Origin of the sequence: Microscilla marina ATCC 23134 (assembly GCF_000169175.1) — a bacterium.
Lineage (GTDB): Bacteria > Bacteroidota > Bacteroidia > Cytophagales > Microscillaceae > Microscilla > Microscilla marina.
In genome coordinates this window covers 1-17,914 of record NZ_AAWS01000055.1, presented here as the reverse complement: position 1 = coordinate 17,914, position 17,914 = coordinate 1, and the positions used below count along the sequence as shown (strand labels likewise).

General features: G+C 40.3%; 14 protein-coding genes. 6 read left to right on the top strand and 8 right to left on the bottom strand.

The window, feature by feature from the left end:
• The first annotated feature begins 245 nt into the window (after window positions 1–245).
• A complete protein-coding gene (locus M23134_RS31270; RefSeq protein ID WP_002703531.1) occupies window positions 246–1,166 on the top strand; it encodes a leucine-rich repeat domain-containing protein in 921 nt (306 codons plus the stop codon).
• 47 nt (window positions 1,167–1,213) lie between these two features.
• Here the strand turns inward: M23134_RS31270 and M23134_RS31265 are convergent, their stop codons facing one another.
• From M23134_RS31265 to M23134_RS31250, 4 genes are all read right to left on the bottom strand, one after another.
• Complete coding sequence (locus M23134_RS31265; protein WP_002703529.1) at window positions 1,214–2,458, bottom strand: hypothetical protein; 1,245 nt, start codon at window positions 2,456–2,458, stop codon at window positions 1,214–1,216.
• Window positions 2,459–2,545: 87 nt separating this feature from the next.
• Window positions 2,546–4,138, bottom strand: coding sequence for a GAF domain-containing protein (locus tag M23134_RS31260; protein ID WP_002703527.1), 1,593 nt, complete (start codon window positions 4,136–4,138; stop codon window positions 2,546–2,548).
• A 380-nt stretch (window positions 4,139–4,518) separates the two neighbouring features.
• Window positions 4,519–5,406 (bottom strand): flavin reductase family protein, encoded by an 888-nt coding sequence (locus M23134_RS31255; RefSeq protein ID WP_002703525.1) that lies wholly within the window; start codon window positions 5,404–5,406, stop codon window positions 4,519–4,521.
• A 141-nt stretch (window positions 5,407–5,547) separates the two neighbouring features.
• A complete protein-coding gene (locus M23134_RS31250; protein WP_002703520.1) occupies window positions 5,548–6,534 on the bottom strand; it encodes a leucine-rich repeat domain-containing protein in 987 nt (328 codons plus the stop codon).
• Between the two features lie 266 nt (window positions 6,535–6,800).
• Between M23134_RS31250 and M23134_RS31245 the strand changes: the two genes are divergently transcribed.
• On the top strand, window positions 6,801–7,541 hold the full coding sequence (locus M23134_RS31245) for a DUF2071 domain-containing protein (protein ID WP_002703519.1): 741 nt from the start codon (window positions 6,801–6,803) through the stop codon (window positions 7,539–7,541).
• Window positions 7,542–7,697: 156 nt separating this feature from the next.
• Here the strand turns inward: M23134_RS31245 and M23134_RS31240 are convergent, their stop codons facing one another.
• The 3 genes from M23134_RS31240 to M23134_RS31230 all read right to left on the bottom strand — a co-directional run bounded on the left by M23134_RS31240 (window position 7,698) and on the right by M23134_RS31230 (window position 14,245).
• The gene (locus M23134_RS31240; RefSeq protein WP_045114722.1) at window positions 7,698–9,953 is read right to left on the bottom strand and encodes a S9 family peptidase; all 2,256 of its coding nucleotides are present in this window, start codon (window positions 9,951–9,953) and stop codon (window positions 7,698–7,700) included.
• 1,021 nt (window positions 9,954–10,974) lie between these two features.
• A complete protein-coding gene (locus M23134_RS31235) occupies window positions 10,975–13,137 on the bottom strand; it encodes a C10 family peptidase (protein ID WP_045114715.1) in 2,163 nt (720 codons plus the stop codon).
• Between the two features lie 511 nt (window positions 13,138–13,648).
• Entirely contained in the window at window positions 13,649–14,245 is a 597-nt protein-coding gene (locus M23134_RS31230) for a TetR/AcrR family transcriptional regulator (RefSeq protein WP_045114714.1), read from the bottom strand.
• Window positions 14,246–14,373: 128 nt separating this feature from the next.
• On the opposite strand from M23134_RS31230, the gene M23134_RS31225 reads away from it, so the two are divergent.
• Window positions 14,374–15,717: a flavin-containing monooxygenase gene (locus M23134_RS31225; protein ID WP_002703511.1), complete on the top strand. Its 1,344-nt coding sequence runs from the start codon at window positions 14,374–14,376 to the stop codon at window positions 15,715–15,717.
• 3 nt (window positions 15,718–15,720) lie between these two features.
• On the opposite strand, the gene M23134_RS31220 is transcribed toward M23134_RS31225, so the two are convergent.
• Window positions 15,721–16,287: a cysteine hydrolase family protein gene (locus tag M23134_RS31220; protein WP_002703509.1), complete on the bottom strand. Its 567-nt coding sequence runs from the start codon at window positions 16,285–16,287 to the stop codon at window positions 15,721–15,723.
• 360 nt (window positions 16,288–16,647) lie between these two features.
• Here M23134_RS31220 and M23134_RS31215 point away from each other — a divergent pair, with 360 nt between their 5' ends.
• From M23134_RS31215 to M23134_RS31210, 3 genes are all read left to right on the top strand, one after another.
• Window positions 16,648–17,136, top strand: coding sequence for a hypothetical protein (locus M23134_RS31215; protein ID WP_157558742.1), 489 nt, complete (start codon window positions 16,648–16,650; stop codon window positions 17,134–17,136).
• A gap of 331 nt (window positions 17,137–17,467) precedes the next feature.
• Window positions 17,468–17,644: a hypothetical protein gene (locus tag M23134_RS41500; protein WP_002703504.1), complete on the top strand. Its 177-nt coding sequence runs from the start codon at window positions 17,468–17,470 to the stop codon at window positions 17,642–17,644.
• A gap of 69 nt (window positions 17,645–17,713) precedes the next feature.
• A partial coding sequence (locus M23134_RS31210; protein WP_198145120.1) for an immunity 22 family protein occupies window positions 17,714–17,914 on the top strand: 201 nt, incomplete at its 3' end.

Here is a 17,914-nt window from a genome sequence, read left to right as displayed (position 1 = left end):
TCCCTTGCGCGCTTTATGCGGCTTTCACTACCCATATTTTTAAACTGAATCTATGATTGAAGCAGTTGTGTTGAGCTTGGCGAAGTTAATTTAGCCTCACGACGATGTAGAAACTCGCTATTGATACTAACTGATAGGTATGTTTTAAAATCAGAAAAAAAATTCTTAGCTTTAAATGCCTGTTTTAATTTCTAAATACTTGATTACCAACAATGATTATTCCCTGAGTCAAGTTTCTACAACCTATGAGCAATCAAGCAATTTTTTTTGATTTTTTGCACTCGCCTAACCCCACCGAGGTAAACCGTGCTTTAGAAATGACACGCAATGCTCCCGAGCTGGAAGTATACCTGACAAGCTACCTAAGGTTATACCAAAGTATTTTTGACAAGCAACTACAAAAAATAGAAGCGGCTCACCTTGCTTACCTCAACCAAGCCACCCTTTGTTTAAACAATCATAAGTTAACCCAACTCCCCACCGAAATTGGCTTGTTACGAAATCTGCAAACGCTTGAATTGCGACAAAACAAGCTTACTACTTTGCCTAAAGAGATCATGCAATTGAAGGCTTTGCAAATACTTGATCTGTATGACAATCAAATAGCACACCTCCCTGCGTCTATTGGTGCATTACACAGTCTGCATAAGCTTGATTTGTATAAAAATGGACTACAGGCTTTGCCTTATGAAATTGGACAATTGGCTAGTTTGACTACCTTATGGCTCAACGAAAACAAACTTAAAGCTCTGCCCGAAAGTATAGGGCAACTGCATCACTTGCAAGAGCTTGATATTCATAAAAATGAGTTGAGTGTTTTGCCTGAAGCTATAGGAAACTTGACAAACTTACAAGTGCTTGATTTACGTCAGAATAAACTCACCAGCCTGCCAGCTACTATAGGTCAACTGCAAAATTTAAGGGAGTTGCACTTGAGCAGTAATCGACTTACTACTTTGCCTCCACAAATAGGAGAGTTACAAGGTTTGTGGGTATTGGGGATTGCCGACAACAGAATTTCCTCTTTGCCCGAAGAAATCAGACAATTGCAAAGTTTGCAAAAATTGTATATATGCAACAACCCAGTAGCAGCATTGCGGGTGCCGCGTAGCAGAGGACAGGCACAAATCAAGGAATGGTTGCCTAATTGTACTATTTATTTTTAATGTAAAGCAAGGCTTGATAAATTAGCCATCAAACCTTGCTTTAATGTTTATTCAAACGCTAATTGGGCTTTGTCGGTAATCACCCAGGTATTTTCTTCTCTCTTGAGTTTGCCCGGTTTTTTGGTAATGATGCGATAAGCATTGACAGGACGGTTGAGGTATTCGGCAACAGGTGCCAGCATAGACCCCTCATAGTTGAGCGCCAAGTGGTGGTATTCATTGCGGCTTACTACTTGATAATAAGCTTCTAACGGGTTTTGGGTACTTATTTCTATTTTATAAATGTATTCTTTGCTGGGTTCGGTATGAAACTCCTGATGCATAAAACCGTTTTGCTCAGGATGAAATTTTGCATAATAAATTCTTATTTCAGGGCTGTAACTATGGGTTTCGAGGTGTTCGGTTCGCTTGGCGTATAGTTCTTCGGGCGAAATTTTAAACTGATTTCGGGTTCTTAGCAACTGTATCTCTTGTCCCAATGCATGAATATCGTCGTTTAACTGCTGTATTTGCGGAAAAACAGACCGAAAATCCCTTACTGGTGTCATCGTATCTATTCGGTTGTCGAGGCGACTGTATTTTTCCTTAAAAGCCTCATCCAAATCGGCAATTTGTTCTTGTATCTCGTTCAGTTTCTGAAAAAACCTATAAGCCATCACCCCCAGGGCAATTACGGCAAGTAAAGATACTATAGATAAAAAAATACTCATTGGGCTATCATCTGTTTGTTTTGGTGTCTTTTCTTTTGGTTTTTGTTGCGTGGTGCTTGTTGGCACATTTGCCTGCTGGCTGGTATCACTTGTTTCGTTAATGCTATTTACACTTTTGCCTTGTACTACCAGGTCTTTCACTTTTATCAAGCGTTCAATAAGTTTCGCCAACTTATTAGTCCAGGCAGTGTCCTGACGAGTTTTTTGTAGTTCAGTATTAATGTCTTTGATTAGTTTTTCAAGTCTTCTATCCAACTTACCACGGCCATAGCTACGATACCGTTTCTTTTTAAAAAGGTTAAAAAAACGATTGGTTGCCCTGTAATCTTCCGGAATGGTTTGTTCTATAGCTTCCAGTGAACTACAACCTATAGCATTGCTGGCATTTTCTCTGGCGTTGGCACTCAAATAAAACTTAATGGACTGGCAAATGATCTCCAGTTTGCCTTCATCATATTTTGCTTCTTCTTCTCGGGCAGGCAATAACTGGGCTTGAACAGGCAATGTAATTAAAATACATGCGCCTATAGTTATGATTGTAAAATAAATTGTACGGGCATAATCTCGTAATAAAAAAACCATATCATCAGTGTATATGTATTGGGTTTGTTTTCAATAAGCTTTTCTTCACAACTTCTGTTTAACCACTTGGTCAAAGCATTGTTTTTATTACTGCTTTGCTTGGCTATCTTTTAATTTTTTTTCAATTTCTTGTTTGGCTATGTGCAGTTCTTCAGAGTTTTGCTGCAGCTCTATTTGTTGCTCTTTCAGGGTAGAGGTCATTTCTTGATACTCTGCAAGCATTCGTTCGTTTTTTTGATGGGTAATTACTACAGTAATAGTAGCAGCAATGCTTTCGCTGAGGCGTTGCAAAAACTCCAGTTCGTGTGGCTCAAACTTGCGGAATGAAGCCAACTCTACTACTCCTTCTATTTCTTTGTCGTTTTTGAGGGGCAGCAAAACCAAGGTTTTGGGTGGAGTTTCGCCCAATCCTGACTCTACATAGAGGTAGTTTTCGGGAATGGTTTCTACATATACCATTTCTTTTTCGTTGTATACCCTACCAATCAAGCCTTCGTCTACCGAAACCTTTCGTTCGACAAACTTCATTCTATCATAAGCATACGACGCCCGAAGTTCAAAGAAAGGAGCAGCTTCATGATTATTGAGAATAAATATGCCACCTTGCACAATGTCTATATATTTTACCAACTGTGAGATTACCTCATAGCACAGGTGGTCTAAATCATCGCTGCTTTGCCTCAATATTTCGGCAAACTTAGCCAAACCATCTGTAATCCATATTCTCAACTGCTCTTCATCGTATACCTTCTGCAGGCTTCTTCCCATTTCACTTAGGGCTACTCCTAGCTCACTTCCTTCGTTAAATATGGTAAGGTTAGAGTCAAAACGCCCCTCTCCCACCTGATTGGCGTAGTTTTTCACCAGTTTGAGGTTGTGAGACAACTCATTGATGTAACGCACAGTAGAGCCAAACTCATCTGATTTTTTGGGCAAAGGGTCGGGCAAATCACCTTTGCTCAAATTAGCAATCTGTGTTTTTATTGGCATAATTTTGCTCATGAGGGCTGTCATAATAAATGCTCCCAAAAAGTAATGGAATAAGATGATCGCCACCAATGACACTACAAATATGACATAACGTTTGCGGTTGCTGTTGGCATATTCTTCCAGCAACTCTATCTCTCTGTCTTTTTGAATACCTGTCATTCTATTTACGGCTTTCTCCAGCTCGCTCAATGCCAACGGAAGGTCTGACACTAAAAACTGACGGATGGCAAGCACTACATCTTTTCGTTGGTATACTATTTCGGCTTGTTTTTGTAGTTGTCTGAGTTCTTCAAGGCGTTGGGTAATGTTAACATACGCCAGGCGGGTGTTGTCTGAGTTTTGAGCCAAATTAAACAACAAGGAGTCTTTTTGTGCAGGAATGGTGAGTAACCAGATTTTACGGTTTTTGGTTTTGTAAGTGGTATCTTTTAATATCAGGTATTTATGTAGGTTTACCTGGGTTTGCTTGGCAGTATTGAGCAGGCTAATGCTATGACGCTGAATGGGTTGGGTGGTGTCTATGATTTTTTTATACTGTCGGTTATTACTCAGCCAGGTGTAGTTAATCAAGAGAATCACACTAAACATTAGCAAAGCAAGCAGGACAAACACAAATGTAATGCGTCCTTGTATGCTGCTAAAGTCCAGACGAATAAAGTAAGATAAACGATTTCTTTTTTTCACACTCATAAATGATAAGTAATTACAAACTACAAACTGATAAACGATCCTGAGGGACTGCCAAACGCTTGTATTTTAATAAATAGCCTTTACTCGGTTTTTAATACTCCACTTGTTGTGTCAATCAGCAAAATAATTGATTTGATTCAATAAATCACTTTTTAACAATGATATTAAATTTAGGATACAAAAAAAAATGAGTAGATAGTATGATTTAAACTATCTACTCAAACAATATGCAGATTTTTTATTTAACGCAGATTTTTTACTTGTTATTAAAATCTTGTGGTATGTTTATTATCATATTTGCAAATTGGCAAGTAATATTTAGCCATAGCGCTCACCCTACAACCAGCGGTTCACAGCCAACCGCTATTTTAAATGTATCCTTACTTTTGCAACAGTGTCAACCAGGCTTGAGTTACCTCATTGTTGGCCAGGTATTTTTGCGCCAGGCGATGTAGGTTTTCCTGTAGATCACCCGTTTCTTTGCGCACAGCTTGTATGGCATCGCTTTCGCTAAACTTGCTTACTTCAGCAGATTCAGGCAGTTTTTCTACATTGCCCAATTTACCCAGGTTATTCCCGGTCAATACATGGCTGTTGCGCACAGCTTCGGGCAACTGGTCTACTCCGATACCTTTATTACGAATAGGTTTTTCTATTTCAAACAAAGCATCACCGTTGGCACGACAGTACCAATTGCCCCCCATACGCGCTACCAAATCAGCTTTAAAAGGGTCTACTTTACCATCTTCATCCAGAATGGCTTCATTAAAATGCGCCATTACAACCTCACAAACGATGAGATTACCTGCCCCACCTTCTGTTCCTGTTTCGATAATATCTTTTACTATGCACTCAAATGCAGCAGGGGCTTCTTTTACCCTGGGAGGTTTGACCAATAAAGAGGGCTCTTCGGTCAGGCCTGATTTGTTGAACTCATTCACACCTTGGTCGTATTCGGTGCTTGCCAGCGACATTTGCTCTACTATAGGGTAGTTTACAATATTGATCACGACCTCTTTGGTAGCCTGGGCATTTTCGAGGGTGTGTTTGGTAGTGTTGTCACGCACACGGCGTGCTGGAGAAAAAATCAACGTAGGAGGGTTGGCACCAAAAGCATTGAAAAAACTAAATGGGCTTAAGTTAACATTTCCTTCGTTATCGATGGTGCTGGCAAAGGCGATGGGACGGGGTGCTACTGCACCTAACATAAAACCGTGAAATGCTCCCGTGGATACTTCTTTGGGGTTTACTGTCTTAAATGTTGTCATGTTTGTTGTCTAAATTTATGTGGGCTACAAGGCATAACTCACGTTTTGAACTCAAAAAAAGATCAATGGCAAAGCCCATATTTGACTTTAAAAAGGCTTTGCCGTTTGAGTCCAAATTTAAACATCTTTATGACAATTCCATTATTTGGTGATTCTTACCTTAGGAAACAAGGTCTTGAGCCCCTCTACTGCCTGGGGTACCAGTGGATTGCCTGCGATATACAATTCCTTCAGTTTTGTAAGATTTTTCATTGAAGCGGGCAGGGTTTCTATTTGGTTCGAGTTCAGTATCAATACTTCTAAGTTTTCGAGCTTACCTATAGTATCCGGTATTTTTTTTAGCTCACATTTGCTCAAAAACAACCTTTTCAGGCTTTTTATTTTTACCAATTCGTTCAATACCTGAGATATATTAAGCTTTTTATTACTCGATAAGTCTACAAACTCTAATTTTTGTAATTGATCAAAACTATTAGGCAAAGTCTGTAACTTATTGTGGCTTACTACCAATCTTTTAAGCCCCTTCATTTTGCTTATGTCAGCAGGCAATTCCATCACTTTGCTGTCTACTAAAGATACTTCTTCCAGCTTGGGCATGGCGCTCATCGCTGTAAAGGCTTGCTTGAGGTCAAGGGTGGGGTTGTTGTCTAACCAAATAGAATGTACCTGCTGTAAGTTTTTTATATTCGCAGGAATGCGCTTAAGTTCGTTATCGCTTGTATTGAGCTCTTGCAGCAAAGGTAAGCTTTCCAGTTGCCCTATTACCTGCCCCAGATTTAGTCCTGGATTCATGCCAACGGCAAGACTTTGCAGATTTTTCAGTTTTTGTATGTCATCGGAGAGGGTTTTTAACCCTGATTGCTGTAAAGACAATCGGTATACATGGGCAGGTTTTTTTAATGCAGCCTCCAAGCCCTCTACCTCTTCAGTCTTATACAACTCCTGGTTAGTCATGAGTTTGGCAACAGGTGGTGGGGTGCTTTGGGCAGTAGAATCTTTGGTCTCACTTTGGTTGTTCTTTTTGCCTCCACAACTGGTCATCAAAAACAGCATCAAAGCAAGCAGCAACAGGTGAGCAGTTAAGGGTATTTTTTTCAAAAATGAAGTAAAAGTTTTTTTAAGTTTCATAGAAATAGAATGTCTTTTAAATAATTATAAGTAATTCTTTACGAAGAAGTTAACCTTTGTACACTTAACAATAAATTTGTGCAGTTAAAATTATAAAAATATTTATGCATTACCCAAATTCGCAGGACAGTGTTTTACTTTACCATACAAGCCCACATTAGTGGAGTTTTTTTATAAAAAAAGTGTCTTAAGTAACACTAACACTCACTCATTGTTAACCATCTCCTGACCCAAGGCGTTATACCAACAAACGAACAACAAAGATTATGAAAATCCCTCGAATAAAAGGTTTGATAGACCGCCGTATACTTATTAATTACCAAATAGCGCCTGAGGTACTGCGTCGTTATTTACCCCCTCCTTTTACTCCCAAACTAGTCAAAGGCAAAGGCATTGCTGGTATATGCCTGATCAGACTCAAAGAGATTCGCCCCAAAGGATTGCCCAAAGCTATAGGCATTGGGTCAGAAAATGGTGCACACCGCATTGCTGTAGAATGGACAGAAAACGGAAAACGCAAGGAAGGGGTTTATATACCAAGGCGTGACACTTCATCGCGGCTTAACTCTTTGGCGGGTGGCAGGGTGTTTCCAGGAGTACATCATTTGGCCAATTTTACGGTGAATGAGGGTAACGGCAATTATGAAGTAGCTTTTGTGAGCGACGATGATACTTCGCTATCGATTAAAGCAAAAAAAACGGAGCAGTGGAATACCCAAAGTGTATTCGATGATTTGAGTTGTGTGTCCGATTTTTTTGAGCAAGGCTCAGTAGGTTATTCACCTGAACACAAAGCAGGAAGTTATGATGGGCTGGAGCTTAAAGCGTATAACTGGAAGGTATCGCTGCTGGAAGTAGCAGAAGTGCATTCAAGTTTTTTTGAGAATGAAGCAGTTTTCCCGCAAGGGTCAGTAGTATTTGACAATGCGCTGCTGATGCACGATATTGACCACGAGTGGATTGGTTTGCCCAAGGTGAAAGCACCCAACAACCTTACTAAAGGCTAACCTGAACAATGTTCCTGCAAGTAACCCACCTATTCAACTCAGGTATCTGCTAAAGTTATGTTTTCGGTTAGCTTTTACCTTCCCGTTTTTGCCTCCAACCAAAAAGCCCCGCAAAACAATCATTTTACGGGGCTTCGTGTTTATGGTATATGCAATTTAAGGCTTTGAGCCCGGCTTCAGGTTTTTCAACAAATATTGAGTAAGCGTAGTATACAAGTGACGCGACGTGTTGCGCCCCTCATAGATACCGTGCGAACGGTTGGGATAAGGCATTACCTGAAAAACCTTATTATGGCGAATCAATTCATTGATGAGCGCCTCAGCGTTTTGATAGTGTACATTGTCATCACCAGTACCGTGTACCAACAGCAAGTTGCCTTGTAGGTTTTTGGCATAAGTGATGGGCGAACCTTCTATAAAATCTTCCTTATTTTCGGTGATTAAGCCCATATAGCGTTCCTGGTAAATGTTATCGTAATAAAGTTGGTTGGCTACCGGAGCCACCGACATGCCCGTTTTATAGATTTCTGGGTAACGAAACAACAGGTTAAGCGTCATAGAGCCTCCACCGCTCCAGCCCCATACGCCAATGCGATTGGCGTCTACAAACTTCCATTTCATTATTTCTTTAGCACCCATTGCCTGATCGCGCGAGTTAACCACCCCGATTTTTCGGTAAATGCTCTTGCGCCATTTTCTTCCTTTCGGCGAAGGTGTCCCCCGGTTGTCCATACTCATCACAATATATCCTTTTTGTGCCAGCGAGTGAAACCAAAGGTTACGCCACGACCAAGTGTCGCGAGCAGTTTGTCCCCAAGGCTCGCCATATACATAAAACAATACTGGATATTTTTTGGCAGGGTTGAAGTTGGGCGGCTTAATCATCATACCCTCCATCGTTACCTTGTCTTGGGTGGTTACACTAAAAAACTCTATCGGGCGAATGTTTAAACTGGCAAGGGTTGCCTTTATTTTGTCGTTGCTTATCAAAGTCTTGATTACCTTATGGTTGGGCAGGGTCACTAGCTCCGTTACAGGTGGTTGGTTGGCTGTAGAGTAAGTGTGAATGGCATATTTACCTCCGGGTGCCACATTGTAGTTGTGCGTACCTGGTTGGTTACTGGGCGTAAGTCGGGTAGCCTTGCCTTTTTTATACAACGAAGCACGGTACAAATAACGTTGAGTAGGGTTATCGGGCGAGGCAATAAAATAGCAGTAGCCACCTTTTGGGTCAATCTCTAGTACATTGACCACATCAAAATTGCCCTGAGTGATCAATTGTTGTTTGCTACCATCTTTAGCCACTTTGTATAAGTGTCGCCAGCCATCTTTTTCGGTAGTCCAGGTAAATTCGTTGCCTTTTTTGAGCCATTTCCAGTCACTTTGACTAACTACATCAATCCAAGCAGTTTCTTTTTCTGTATAAATCTGGCTTGCCTTGCCTGTATAAGTATTACAAGCCCATACTTTGAGGTGGTTTTGTTTGCGGTTTACCTGTTGTACATAAACTTTACCTGGTTGTTTGCCCCACATCATACGGGGCAAGTAGTTTTGTTGGTTATTTCCTGGTATAGCCATCCAGCGGGTTTTGCCTCCGTTCAGGTCAATCACCCCCACCCGGCAAGCCGAAGGAGTTTCGCCCACCTTGGGGTATTGCACAGGAACGAGTTGCGAGTATACCGAATCGGTGTTGTTGATCATATAAAAGTTGCGGATATTGCGAGCGTCTACCTGCCAAAAAGCAATTTGTTTGCTGTCAGGACTCCACCTAAATCCATCTCTAGCATTAAACTCCTCCTCATAAGCCCAATCAAACGTTCCATTGATCAGTCTATCTGTTCCATTAAAAGTCAATTGCTTGATTTTATTGTCAGTCAGTTGTTCTACATATACATTATGCTTGCTTACATAAGCCACTTGTTGATTATTGGGCGAAAACTTGGCAAACATCAACGATGACTTAGGCAAACCCTTGCCCAATTGGTTCAAGTTGCCCGATTTGAGCGAAAGTACCCAATAATCGCCCTTGGTATGGTAACGCCACACGCGGCGAGTATTGGTAAATATCAACAATTGCTGTTTGTCTGCCGACCATTGGTAATTACTAATAGACAAAGGCTTACTTTGTCCGGAAGGAATCAGTTTTTGTGCATCAATTAGTACATTGCGTTTACCCGATCGGGTATCGTATTTAACAATGTCGCGGGCACCTTTATGCTTTGTTGAGGCCTCAAGCGTCGTATATGCTTTGCCACCTTCTATCCAGCGGGGTTGGCTGAAATAGTCAACCTGAAAGTCGGACGTGAGAAATAAGCGGTCTACTGTAACTTGTTTTTTGTTGGTTTGTGCCAGCAAAGGGGCGCTGAGCAGGCAGAGCCATAGTATAATATAACCTAGGTATGTTTTTTTCATGGCATTATTCATTTGAATGATGATGTTGTTTAGAAAATACATTGTATGTTATTTGGGGTAGCCCCATATTTAAAGAACTTTAGCCCTCTAAATAATGACTTATTGGGTTATAATAGAAATATAACAATAAAAATATCTGTTTATTGAAATTTTTGTTTAAAAACTAGTTAAAATAGTATTATTCTAACTATCACTGGTAGTTTTAATCGGTTTGTTTTAGGTATCCTTCCCAAAAATGGCATTGCTACATTTGTTGTGATGGTAAGAAACCCCAACAGGGGCAAGCTTTAAGCGACAAGTCGCAAGTCCTTATATACCGATGAATATCAGTGCTATTCCCTATTCCATAGGCAGCTAACGAATTTATAGCATACTCATTTTCAATGGTTTATAAATTTATTAGTTAGAAGGGCCTTTATCTGAGGACTTATGAAACAATATGACCAAGAATTTAAGGGAATGACAATTGATCTTTTAGAGTCAGGTCAATCTGTGAAAATAGTACCTTCAGACTACGGTCTGAATAATCGCACGATTCACCGTAGGCGTCTTGAATGCCATCATGATGTTGCGCAATGACCTAACAAGCCTCGATTGGGTAGCCACAGGCATTGCATCATAAGACCTCCTTTAGACAAACTCTTATGTGATCTTTCATAAATAATACCAAATCGTTGCATTACCCATATACTAATGTATGTCTACATCTAAAAGCCATCACCAAGCTTGTCCCCTCCTCTTTAAGCGCAGCTGACCAAGAGAGCGGGTAACGATAGCGAAGAACCTGCATTGTGTTGGTCTTGCCAAAAAAGACCACTACAAGTGAGTTTGTATGGGTTTTTAATCAGACTTGGTATAAGATCACTATCTAGATTTTAGTCATAAAAAAGCCTTGAAAAAAAAGCGTGTTTTTTTCAAGGCTTGAGTTAACCCAATGTGAAGAAACTTGGACAATATAAATGTCGATTTTTACAGTAAAAACAGACAGTCATTACGAACATGTCACTAAATAGGGTAGATGCTATTTAAACACCAGAAAGCGTTTGATGATTTGGTGCCCGTCAGGTAAACTTATGTTCATTAGATAAGTGCCTGCTTTCAGAGCTGAGGTATCGTATACTATTGTGCCGTCTTGTTGCTCAATAGCATTTATATTTCGTTGAAATACACCGTTTAGCGTGTAAACGCTTATATTTTGAACCTTTACTCCGCCCAAATGTATCTTTAATGTATTTTGAGTTGGGCTGGGATACACCTGTATTTGTGTCTGAATATTCTTCGACGTTCTGCTTGTTGGAGTAGTTACACGAATCTTTCGGCTTGCTTTTATATTGTTCGTTTCATCAGTTTCTGGTTGGACATTATTGGCATCTGCCCAAAACAATAAATAATAATCGCCGGCTGGAATGTCTTCCGGAACCGTTATACCATAGACAGTATAGTAACTACTTGATCCGCCATTAAGCGCCCTCATTTCTTTTTCGCCCAAAAACAAGGCAGTAGAGTCGAAAGTAGCCTGGGCCGAAATGTAATACTTTAGAGTGGTAGCCACTGACTTTATGGTTCCCTGATTGCGCACACTGCCATAGGCATAAGATATTTTTTTACCTGCCTGCACCTGCATAGGCGTACCTGCTACCGAGTTGACGATCAAATCTATGCTTGGCGTGTCTACCACAACCTCCTTTGCTTTGATATACACAGGCTGAACAAAGGTATTGTTTTCGTTGCTTTCAATAATATCATCTTTCTCGTCAATTACCACAATGAAGTAGTATATACCTGCTGCCAAATCCTTCTTGATAGTACTGCTTATACTCAGTGATTTTTCACTTCTGAAAGGCATAGGTCTTGTAATATTTTCGCCGCTCCAGGACTGAAATACTGTTGCTGAGTCAGGGTTAAGTACGGGCTCAGAAGAGAAATAGTAATTAAGCCTAAATCCTCGGTTGGTATAAGCATCTCCAATATTTTTGAGGTCAAAGTTTATCGCCAACCTGTCACCTGCCACAACCGTGTCTTGTAAATGCAGATTTTCTATGGTCAAATCTGCCCAGATTGGTTCAGCGTTGGGAGTATTCAGAATAATTTTTTCGTTGATGTCAAACGTCCAATCAAAACAGTTAGTCAAATCATTGAGCGAGAACCAACCATCACAGGCGCCCCCCCAGCCCCAGTTCATATGAAAATATTCGTCATCACTGTAACCATCCACCAACCAGGTATGTCCACCCGCATCGTCGTAGCCTACATACACCACAGGGTATGATTTGTCCAGTGAAGCCTTGATCATAGTTGCCCAGTCCTGGTCGTTGTAATCTGCCCGAGGAATAAGTCCTGTGTTGGCATACCCCCAATGTTGTTGTAGTCCTTCGGCTATGCGATGCTCATACACACCTGTATTGCCTTGATCATAGTGCGCATTGAGTGAGGCACCTACGTAAAACATCAAGTCAGCTACATCTTTATTGGGGCTATTCAATACATTGGGCATTGCCTCCCAGTCATGATCTTTTTGCTCAAGGTTAAGCCAGTGTTTGGTCTGACTCATAGATACTTTATAATAGTTGGTTCCAGTAGCTTTGGTAGGCGTGCCGTGGTAGCGCAAAAACTGAGAAATAGCTGTAGGTACACAACCCGTAGGGTAGTTGTTGGGTACAGCGTCGTTATAATACCCCATTTGGTTCCACTTGGTAGTAGTCAATGGTGCTACAATTACCTCAGAGGGAATTTCTTTGCTTTCCCTTGAGCTGCGAAGCAACGTATTCCACTGTTTGGCAGTTGCTTGGGTAGCCTTTACTTTTGAAGCTTTGATACAAGCAATTTGTTTTTTGTACCGATTGAGTAAATAGCGAATTTCTGGACTTTCAAAGTTTTTAAAATCTTCGCCGCCAGTTTTACCATGGGCCAATATTGCCGGAACACGTTTGTCGTTAGCAACAATCATAAATCCAGTGTTGTTTATTTGTAGTATATAAAACATCACTTGCCCCTGAGGGTTAAGCTCAGACCGAATGTTGGTAACTGTAAAATGAGCCTCTTGATTTTTTGCCCATAAATTGCTTGAATAATAGTTTTTAGCGACCAGTTTTGCTTCCTTTTCCGATACACTCTGCGCCCTTATTGTTGTACTTACCAACAACAATATACTGCATAATAGTACAAAAATGTTTTTGTGTCTCATAAGTTTGATTTCAAATTTAACAAAAGTTTAAAATATTGTGGCAAGGTAGCAAACATCTTATGAATGCGTTAATTTTTACATTAAAGTGGTAAACAGAGTATCAATACAAGGTAATTTAGTATTCAAAATACGCTAAATATTCGAGAGGGAGTGGTCAAAAAAAACAAATAACACCATTTATAAACAAAAAACAATATTAGAATATTCATACACTCAAGTGTTTTATTCATACAACACAGAAGGAGAAGGGTAAATATTCTTAAGGGAGCATTGTTTGAATAGAAAAATGTATTGAATATCCTCTCTGAAAGAGTAGAGATTAAGAAAAACAAAGCATTGGTGAAATGTCTGATTAATGGAGAAGAGAAGTCGTTTCAATTAAGGAAGTTTGAACGGTAACCTTTTGAAGGAGCCTTTAAACTGCCAATGAATCAGTTTATAGAAATTAAGATTTTCATAAAAGTTGATGCGAATGCGATTTGTAGTATTATTTCAATCATCACCTGTAGCTTTAATCGATTTGTTTTAGGTTGGCTATCCCTCCCAAAAAAAGCTCGGTAAAAAAGCGTCCTGCTTCTTCCACAGTCAACTCCTCTTTTTGATCAAACAATTGAATCATTACTTCCAGTCCACTACCCACCATGGCATAACTTATCATTCGGTATTGTTGTGGGGCAAGTTGTTGAAAGAAAGGGGCATTTTTTAAGTCGTTTTCCAGGTCTTTGTAAATAGAACGTAAAGAATTGCTGGCAAACAAGCTGTTGCGAAAAGCGGCTTGGTTTTTAATAATGAGCGGGAGCACCAACGGCTGCAAAAGCACCTGAGCATATCCTATAAACGCGCTATATACAAACTCATAAGCAGTTTTGGCTCCTTGACGCTGGGTTTTGAGCGTATCGTTTACTCGTGTTATCAACTGGTTAACCAGCTTGTCCCATATTTCGGCTTTGCTCTTATAATAATTATAAAAAGTACCCCTTGCCAGCCCACTGGTCGCTACAATATCGCCTATAGTAGTAGTTTCCATACCTTTTTGGGCAAAAAGGGTAATAGCTGCCTGCATAATAGCAGCGTCGTTTTGTTGCTTGTTTTGTAGTCTTTTGTTCATTGCTATGAGTATTTTGGGCATATACCAAAGAAAGGTAATGAAAAAAATGACAGCCCTGTCATTTTATTGTATATTGTAAAAGTGACAAGGTTGTCATTTTTATAAATCTCCCAATTATATAAAAAACAATGAGCCATCAAAAACGCATTTGTGTAATCGGTGCTGGACCTTCGGGCATTACAGCGCTTAAAAACCTGCTGGATGAGGGGCTGAACGCAGTAGCTTATGACAGAAACCTGGAAGTAGGAGGAAACTGGATTTTTAATGAAAATGAGAGTCATTCCAGTGTATTTGAAACTACCCATATTATTAGTTCTAAAACTTTATCGCAGTACGAAGACTTTACCTTCGATGATTTTGACCCTGGTGTTGCCGACTACCCCTCGCACGATGAACTAAGGCGCTACTTTCAGGCGTATGCCCGCCACTTTGGTTTATACAACCATATAGAATTTGACACAATGGTCAAGCATTGCGAGCGCATAGACAATGACACCTGGCAAGTAACCATTGAGCAACAAGGGCAAACCCGCACCGAAGTATTCAGTGATTTGGTGGTGTGTAACGGACATCATTGGCAACCACGTTACCCTGACTATCCGGGCGAGTTTGTGGGTGAGTTTATTCATTCCCACAATTACAAAAAAGCCACTCCCTTCAGAGATAAAAAAGTATTGGTGATCGGTGGAGGCAATTCGGCGTGCGATGTAGCAGTAGAAACCAGCCGGGTGAGCAAGCACACCAGCATTAGCTGGCGCCGGGGGTATCGCATCATCCCTAAGTTTGTGATGGGAGTACCCACCGATGTGTTTGGGGCACGTACTTATTGGTTGCCTACGTGGTTGCGCACTCGCCTGTCAGACCTAATGATTAGTTTGATGATTGGGGCAAACGAAAAATACGGACTGCCTAAACCCACTACTCGGTTTGGGGCAACCCACCCTACCATTAATAGTGAACTACTATACAAAATCCGGCACGGCAAAGTAACGCCCAAAGGTGACATTGAACGCTTGGAGGGCAAAACAGTATGCTTCAAAGATGGCAGCTTTGGTGAATATGACACCATCATTGCCTGTACTGGTTTTGTATTGGTGCATCCGTTTTTCAACAAAGATTTTATAGACTATAGCTCAGGCCCGGTGCCTTTGTACCTTAAAATGTTTCATGCCAACTACCAAAACCTTTATTTTGTAGGCATGTTTCAACCACTGGGTTGTATATGGCCAGGTGCCGAGCTACAAAGTAAATTGATGGCACGTGAGCTTGCCGGAAAATGGCAACGTCCTCAAAACATCGCCAAATTATGTGAACGTGAGGTGACTCATCCACACTACAGACAAGTAGATACCCCACGACACACCATTACAGTAGACTACCACCGTTTTGTAAAAAGTCTGAAAAAGCATTTGCCTAAAAACTATAGACAAAAAGAGGTTTTGCCCAGGCAACAAGTGTCTCAGACTTTGTAACTACTACAAGGCTTCGAGCAGCTGTGCGGTATTCATTACTGTGGCAAACTCATCACGTAGGTTTGCCAGGGTAGTAAGATGCAACGTTTCTGCCTTGTATTTTTCTCCATTGATTCCAACCCGATCAAAGGTAGCAGTAGCGTCAGCAATCAAATAGGTATGGTAACCCAAATTGCCCGCCATACGGGTAGTGGTAGACACACAGTGGTTGGTAGTAAGCCCTACTATCACCACTGTATCAATGCCTTGCGCATCGAGTTGTGCCTGCAGGTTGGTGCCAATAAACGCACTATTGACGTTTTTTACAATCAACGACTTATTGGCTTCAGGCTTAAAGGCGTCTTGTAGCTCAAACCCAGGATGAGCAGGGTTGAGCAACGATTGGGGCTCAGTAGAGCTATGCTGAATAATAAAAACTGGTAAGTTGGCAGTACGCCAGGCTTTCAATATTTGGGCAGCTTTTTCTTCAGCATCAGGGTTGTTACGCGCGCCTCCCCAATAAGCTATATCATCAAATCCTTTTTGAATATCTACCACCAACAAGGCAGGGCTTTTTTCTCTTAAACTCATTTTTTATTTGAATTAGTGATCTGGAAAAAATAAGATGTGCCAATTTAAGAAAATATATTGTTCTCAGACGATTCAAAAAAAACGGTGCATAGCCAAAGCTATGGGGCTTTTTTTTTTGAGAAGAATGAGGGCAATAGATACACTTTAATGGCTCAAATTATTTATGAAAGATCACTTAATGTATGTATACAAATCTAAAGGATTTAAGGGGATACTCAAAGGACATTTAACGGACATAAAGAGACAGTTGATAAACTCAGGGAGGTGTTTTATCGGCTAAAATGCCGGATGGGTGAATTATCAAAAATTAAAACCAGTATATTTCGTTACCTTTACTTATTCACTAATCAAAAAAATACTATGAAAAATCACCGTTTATACTGTTTCATTGCCAGCCTGTGCTTGCTCAGTTTTTATAGCCAAGCACAAGAATACACCAAAAAAGTATTGAACAAAGTTCCCGAACTTGAGGTAGGCAAAACTTACACTGGCAAAGATGTACGCCAAGCACAAAAGTTATTTCCCGAAGGAGCAGCCATTGGCGACAAAGTAGTATATCCGTTTGCCAAGTTGACAGGAAAGAGGGCAATTGTGATTTTTTATTACACCGCAGACCAAGGTGGCGAAATTATCTATTTAAGTGCTACTGCACTGCACAAAAAAAAGCTGCAACCCACCAATATTCAGCGTTATTTGTACACCCATGGCAAAATCAACAAAACAGTCTATACCAGTACTTTATCAAGAGACAAAAAAGGAGTGGTTTCTTTTCATGAAGTAGAAAACGGCCAACAAAAAACTACCCGTTACCGCATAGAGGGCAGGCGTTTTTCTATAGTGCGCAACTGATTGCCAAGTGCTATCGGTCTGTTGGATATTTATTTTTTAAAAGCCCATATTATCCAAAAGAACTTTTGGCAGTTGTGAGTTTTTGGCAAATAAAGTAGCCTTAAACTATTTAAAAGGCTTTTTTACTCCATTTTGTTACATGATTTGACTTTAGCGAAATTTCTCTAAATGAGCATATTTTGTATCGTTTTCAGATTTTAGTGCGTATCTTTGGTAGGTTATTTAACTTATTTCGAAATAAGTTATCATGACTATCAGGTTTTGCTTTTATCAAAGCAATAGTTATTGAACTCAACACGGGTTCATCATTTGATACTATAATATATACTAAATGAAGATGAATTATACACTCGAACTAAACAACAAAACGAACAAGGAGTCGTTAGCAGCCACTCAAAACTCCTCGGCAGATAACCAAAGCACGCCTATATGCATGTCAGGTGCTGGCAACGAGGCTTTCTACTGTGGTTTATTAGATGATAACGGCGTTGAGTCGGACAAAAAGTAGATTTTAAAAAGTACATTATGTTTCCCCTTATTGTGGTTGTATGCAGTAAGGGGATTTTTTTTTATGACAATGACAGAAGAGAAAATATTTGTTTGGGTAGGTTTTTTTAATGATCAAAGAGATTTTGATCGGTACATAGCGCAAACCCCTGATTTGGGGATAGAAAAAGACGGCGAAGAAAACGATGATGACGACGAAACCGCCATGTCTCTTTTTTGTGAAGATATTGATTTGCCTCAATATGATGAAGCTTTGCCAAGGGGTATTTTG

Excerpts from the sequence above, each read along its gene's own strand:
- M23134_RS31270 (WP_002703531.1), top strand. The coding sequence starts at position 246 with ATGAGCAATCAAGCAATTTTTTTTGATTTTTTGCACTCGCCTAACCCC.
- M23134_RS31265 (WP_002703529.1), bottom strand. The coding sequence starts at position 2,458 with ATGGTTTTTTTATTACGAGATTATGCCCGTACAATTTATTTTACAATC.
- M23134_RS31260 (WP_002703527.1), bottom strand. The coding sequence starts at position 4,138 with ATGAGTGTGAAAAAAAGAAATCGTTTATCTTACTTTATTCGTCTGGAC.
- M23134_RS31255 (WP_002703525.1), bottom strand. The coding sequence starts at position 5,406 with ATGACAACATTTAAGACAGTAAACCCCAAAGAAGTATCCACGGGAGCA.
- M23134_RS31250 (WP_002703520.1), bottom strand. The coding sequence starts at position 6,534 with ATGAAACTTAAAAAAACTTTTACTTCATTTTTGAAAAAAATACCCTTA.
- M23134_RS31245 (WP_002703519.1), top strand. The coding sequence starts at position 6,801 with ATGAAAATCCCTCGAATAAAAGGTTTGATAGACCGCCGTATACTTATT.
- M23134_RS31240 (WP_045114722.1), bottom strand. The coding sequence starts at position 9,953 with ATGAAAAAAACATACCTAGGTTATATTATACTATGGCTCTGCCTGCTC.
- M23134_RS31235 (WP_045114715.1), bottom strand. The coding sequence starts at position 13,137 with ATGAGACACAAAAACATTTTTGTACTATTATGCAGTATATTGTTGTTG.
- M23134_RS31230 (WP_045114714.1), bottom strand. The coding sequence starts at position 14,245 with ATGAACAAAAGACTACAAAACAAGCAACAAAACGACGCTGCTATTATG.
- M23134_RS31225 (WP_002703511.1), top strand. The coding sequence starts at position 14,374 with ATGAGCCATCAAAAACGCATTTGTGTAATCGGTGCTGGACCTTCGGGC.
- M23134_RS31220 (WP_002703509.1), bottom strand. The coding sequence starts at position 16,287 with ATGAGTTTAAGAGAAAAAAGCCCTGCCTTGTTGGTGGTAGATATTCAA.
- M23134_RS31215 (WP_157558742.1), top strand. The coding sequence starts at position 16,648 with ATGAAAAATCACCGTTTATACTGTTTCATTGCCAGCCTGTGCTTGCTC.
- M23134_RS41500 (WP_002703504.1), top strand. The coding sequence starts at position 17,468 with ATGAAGATGAATTATACACTCGAACTAAACAACAAAACGAACAAGGAG.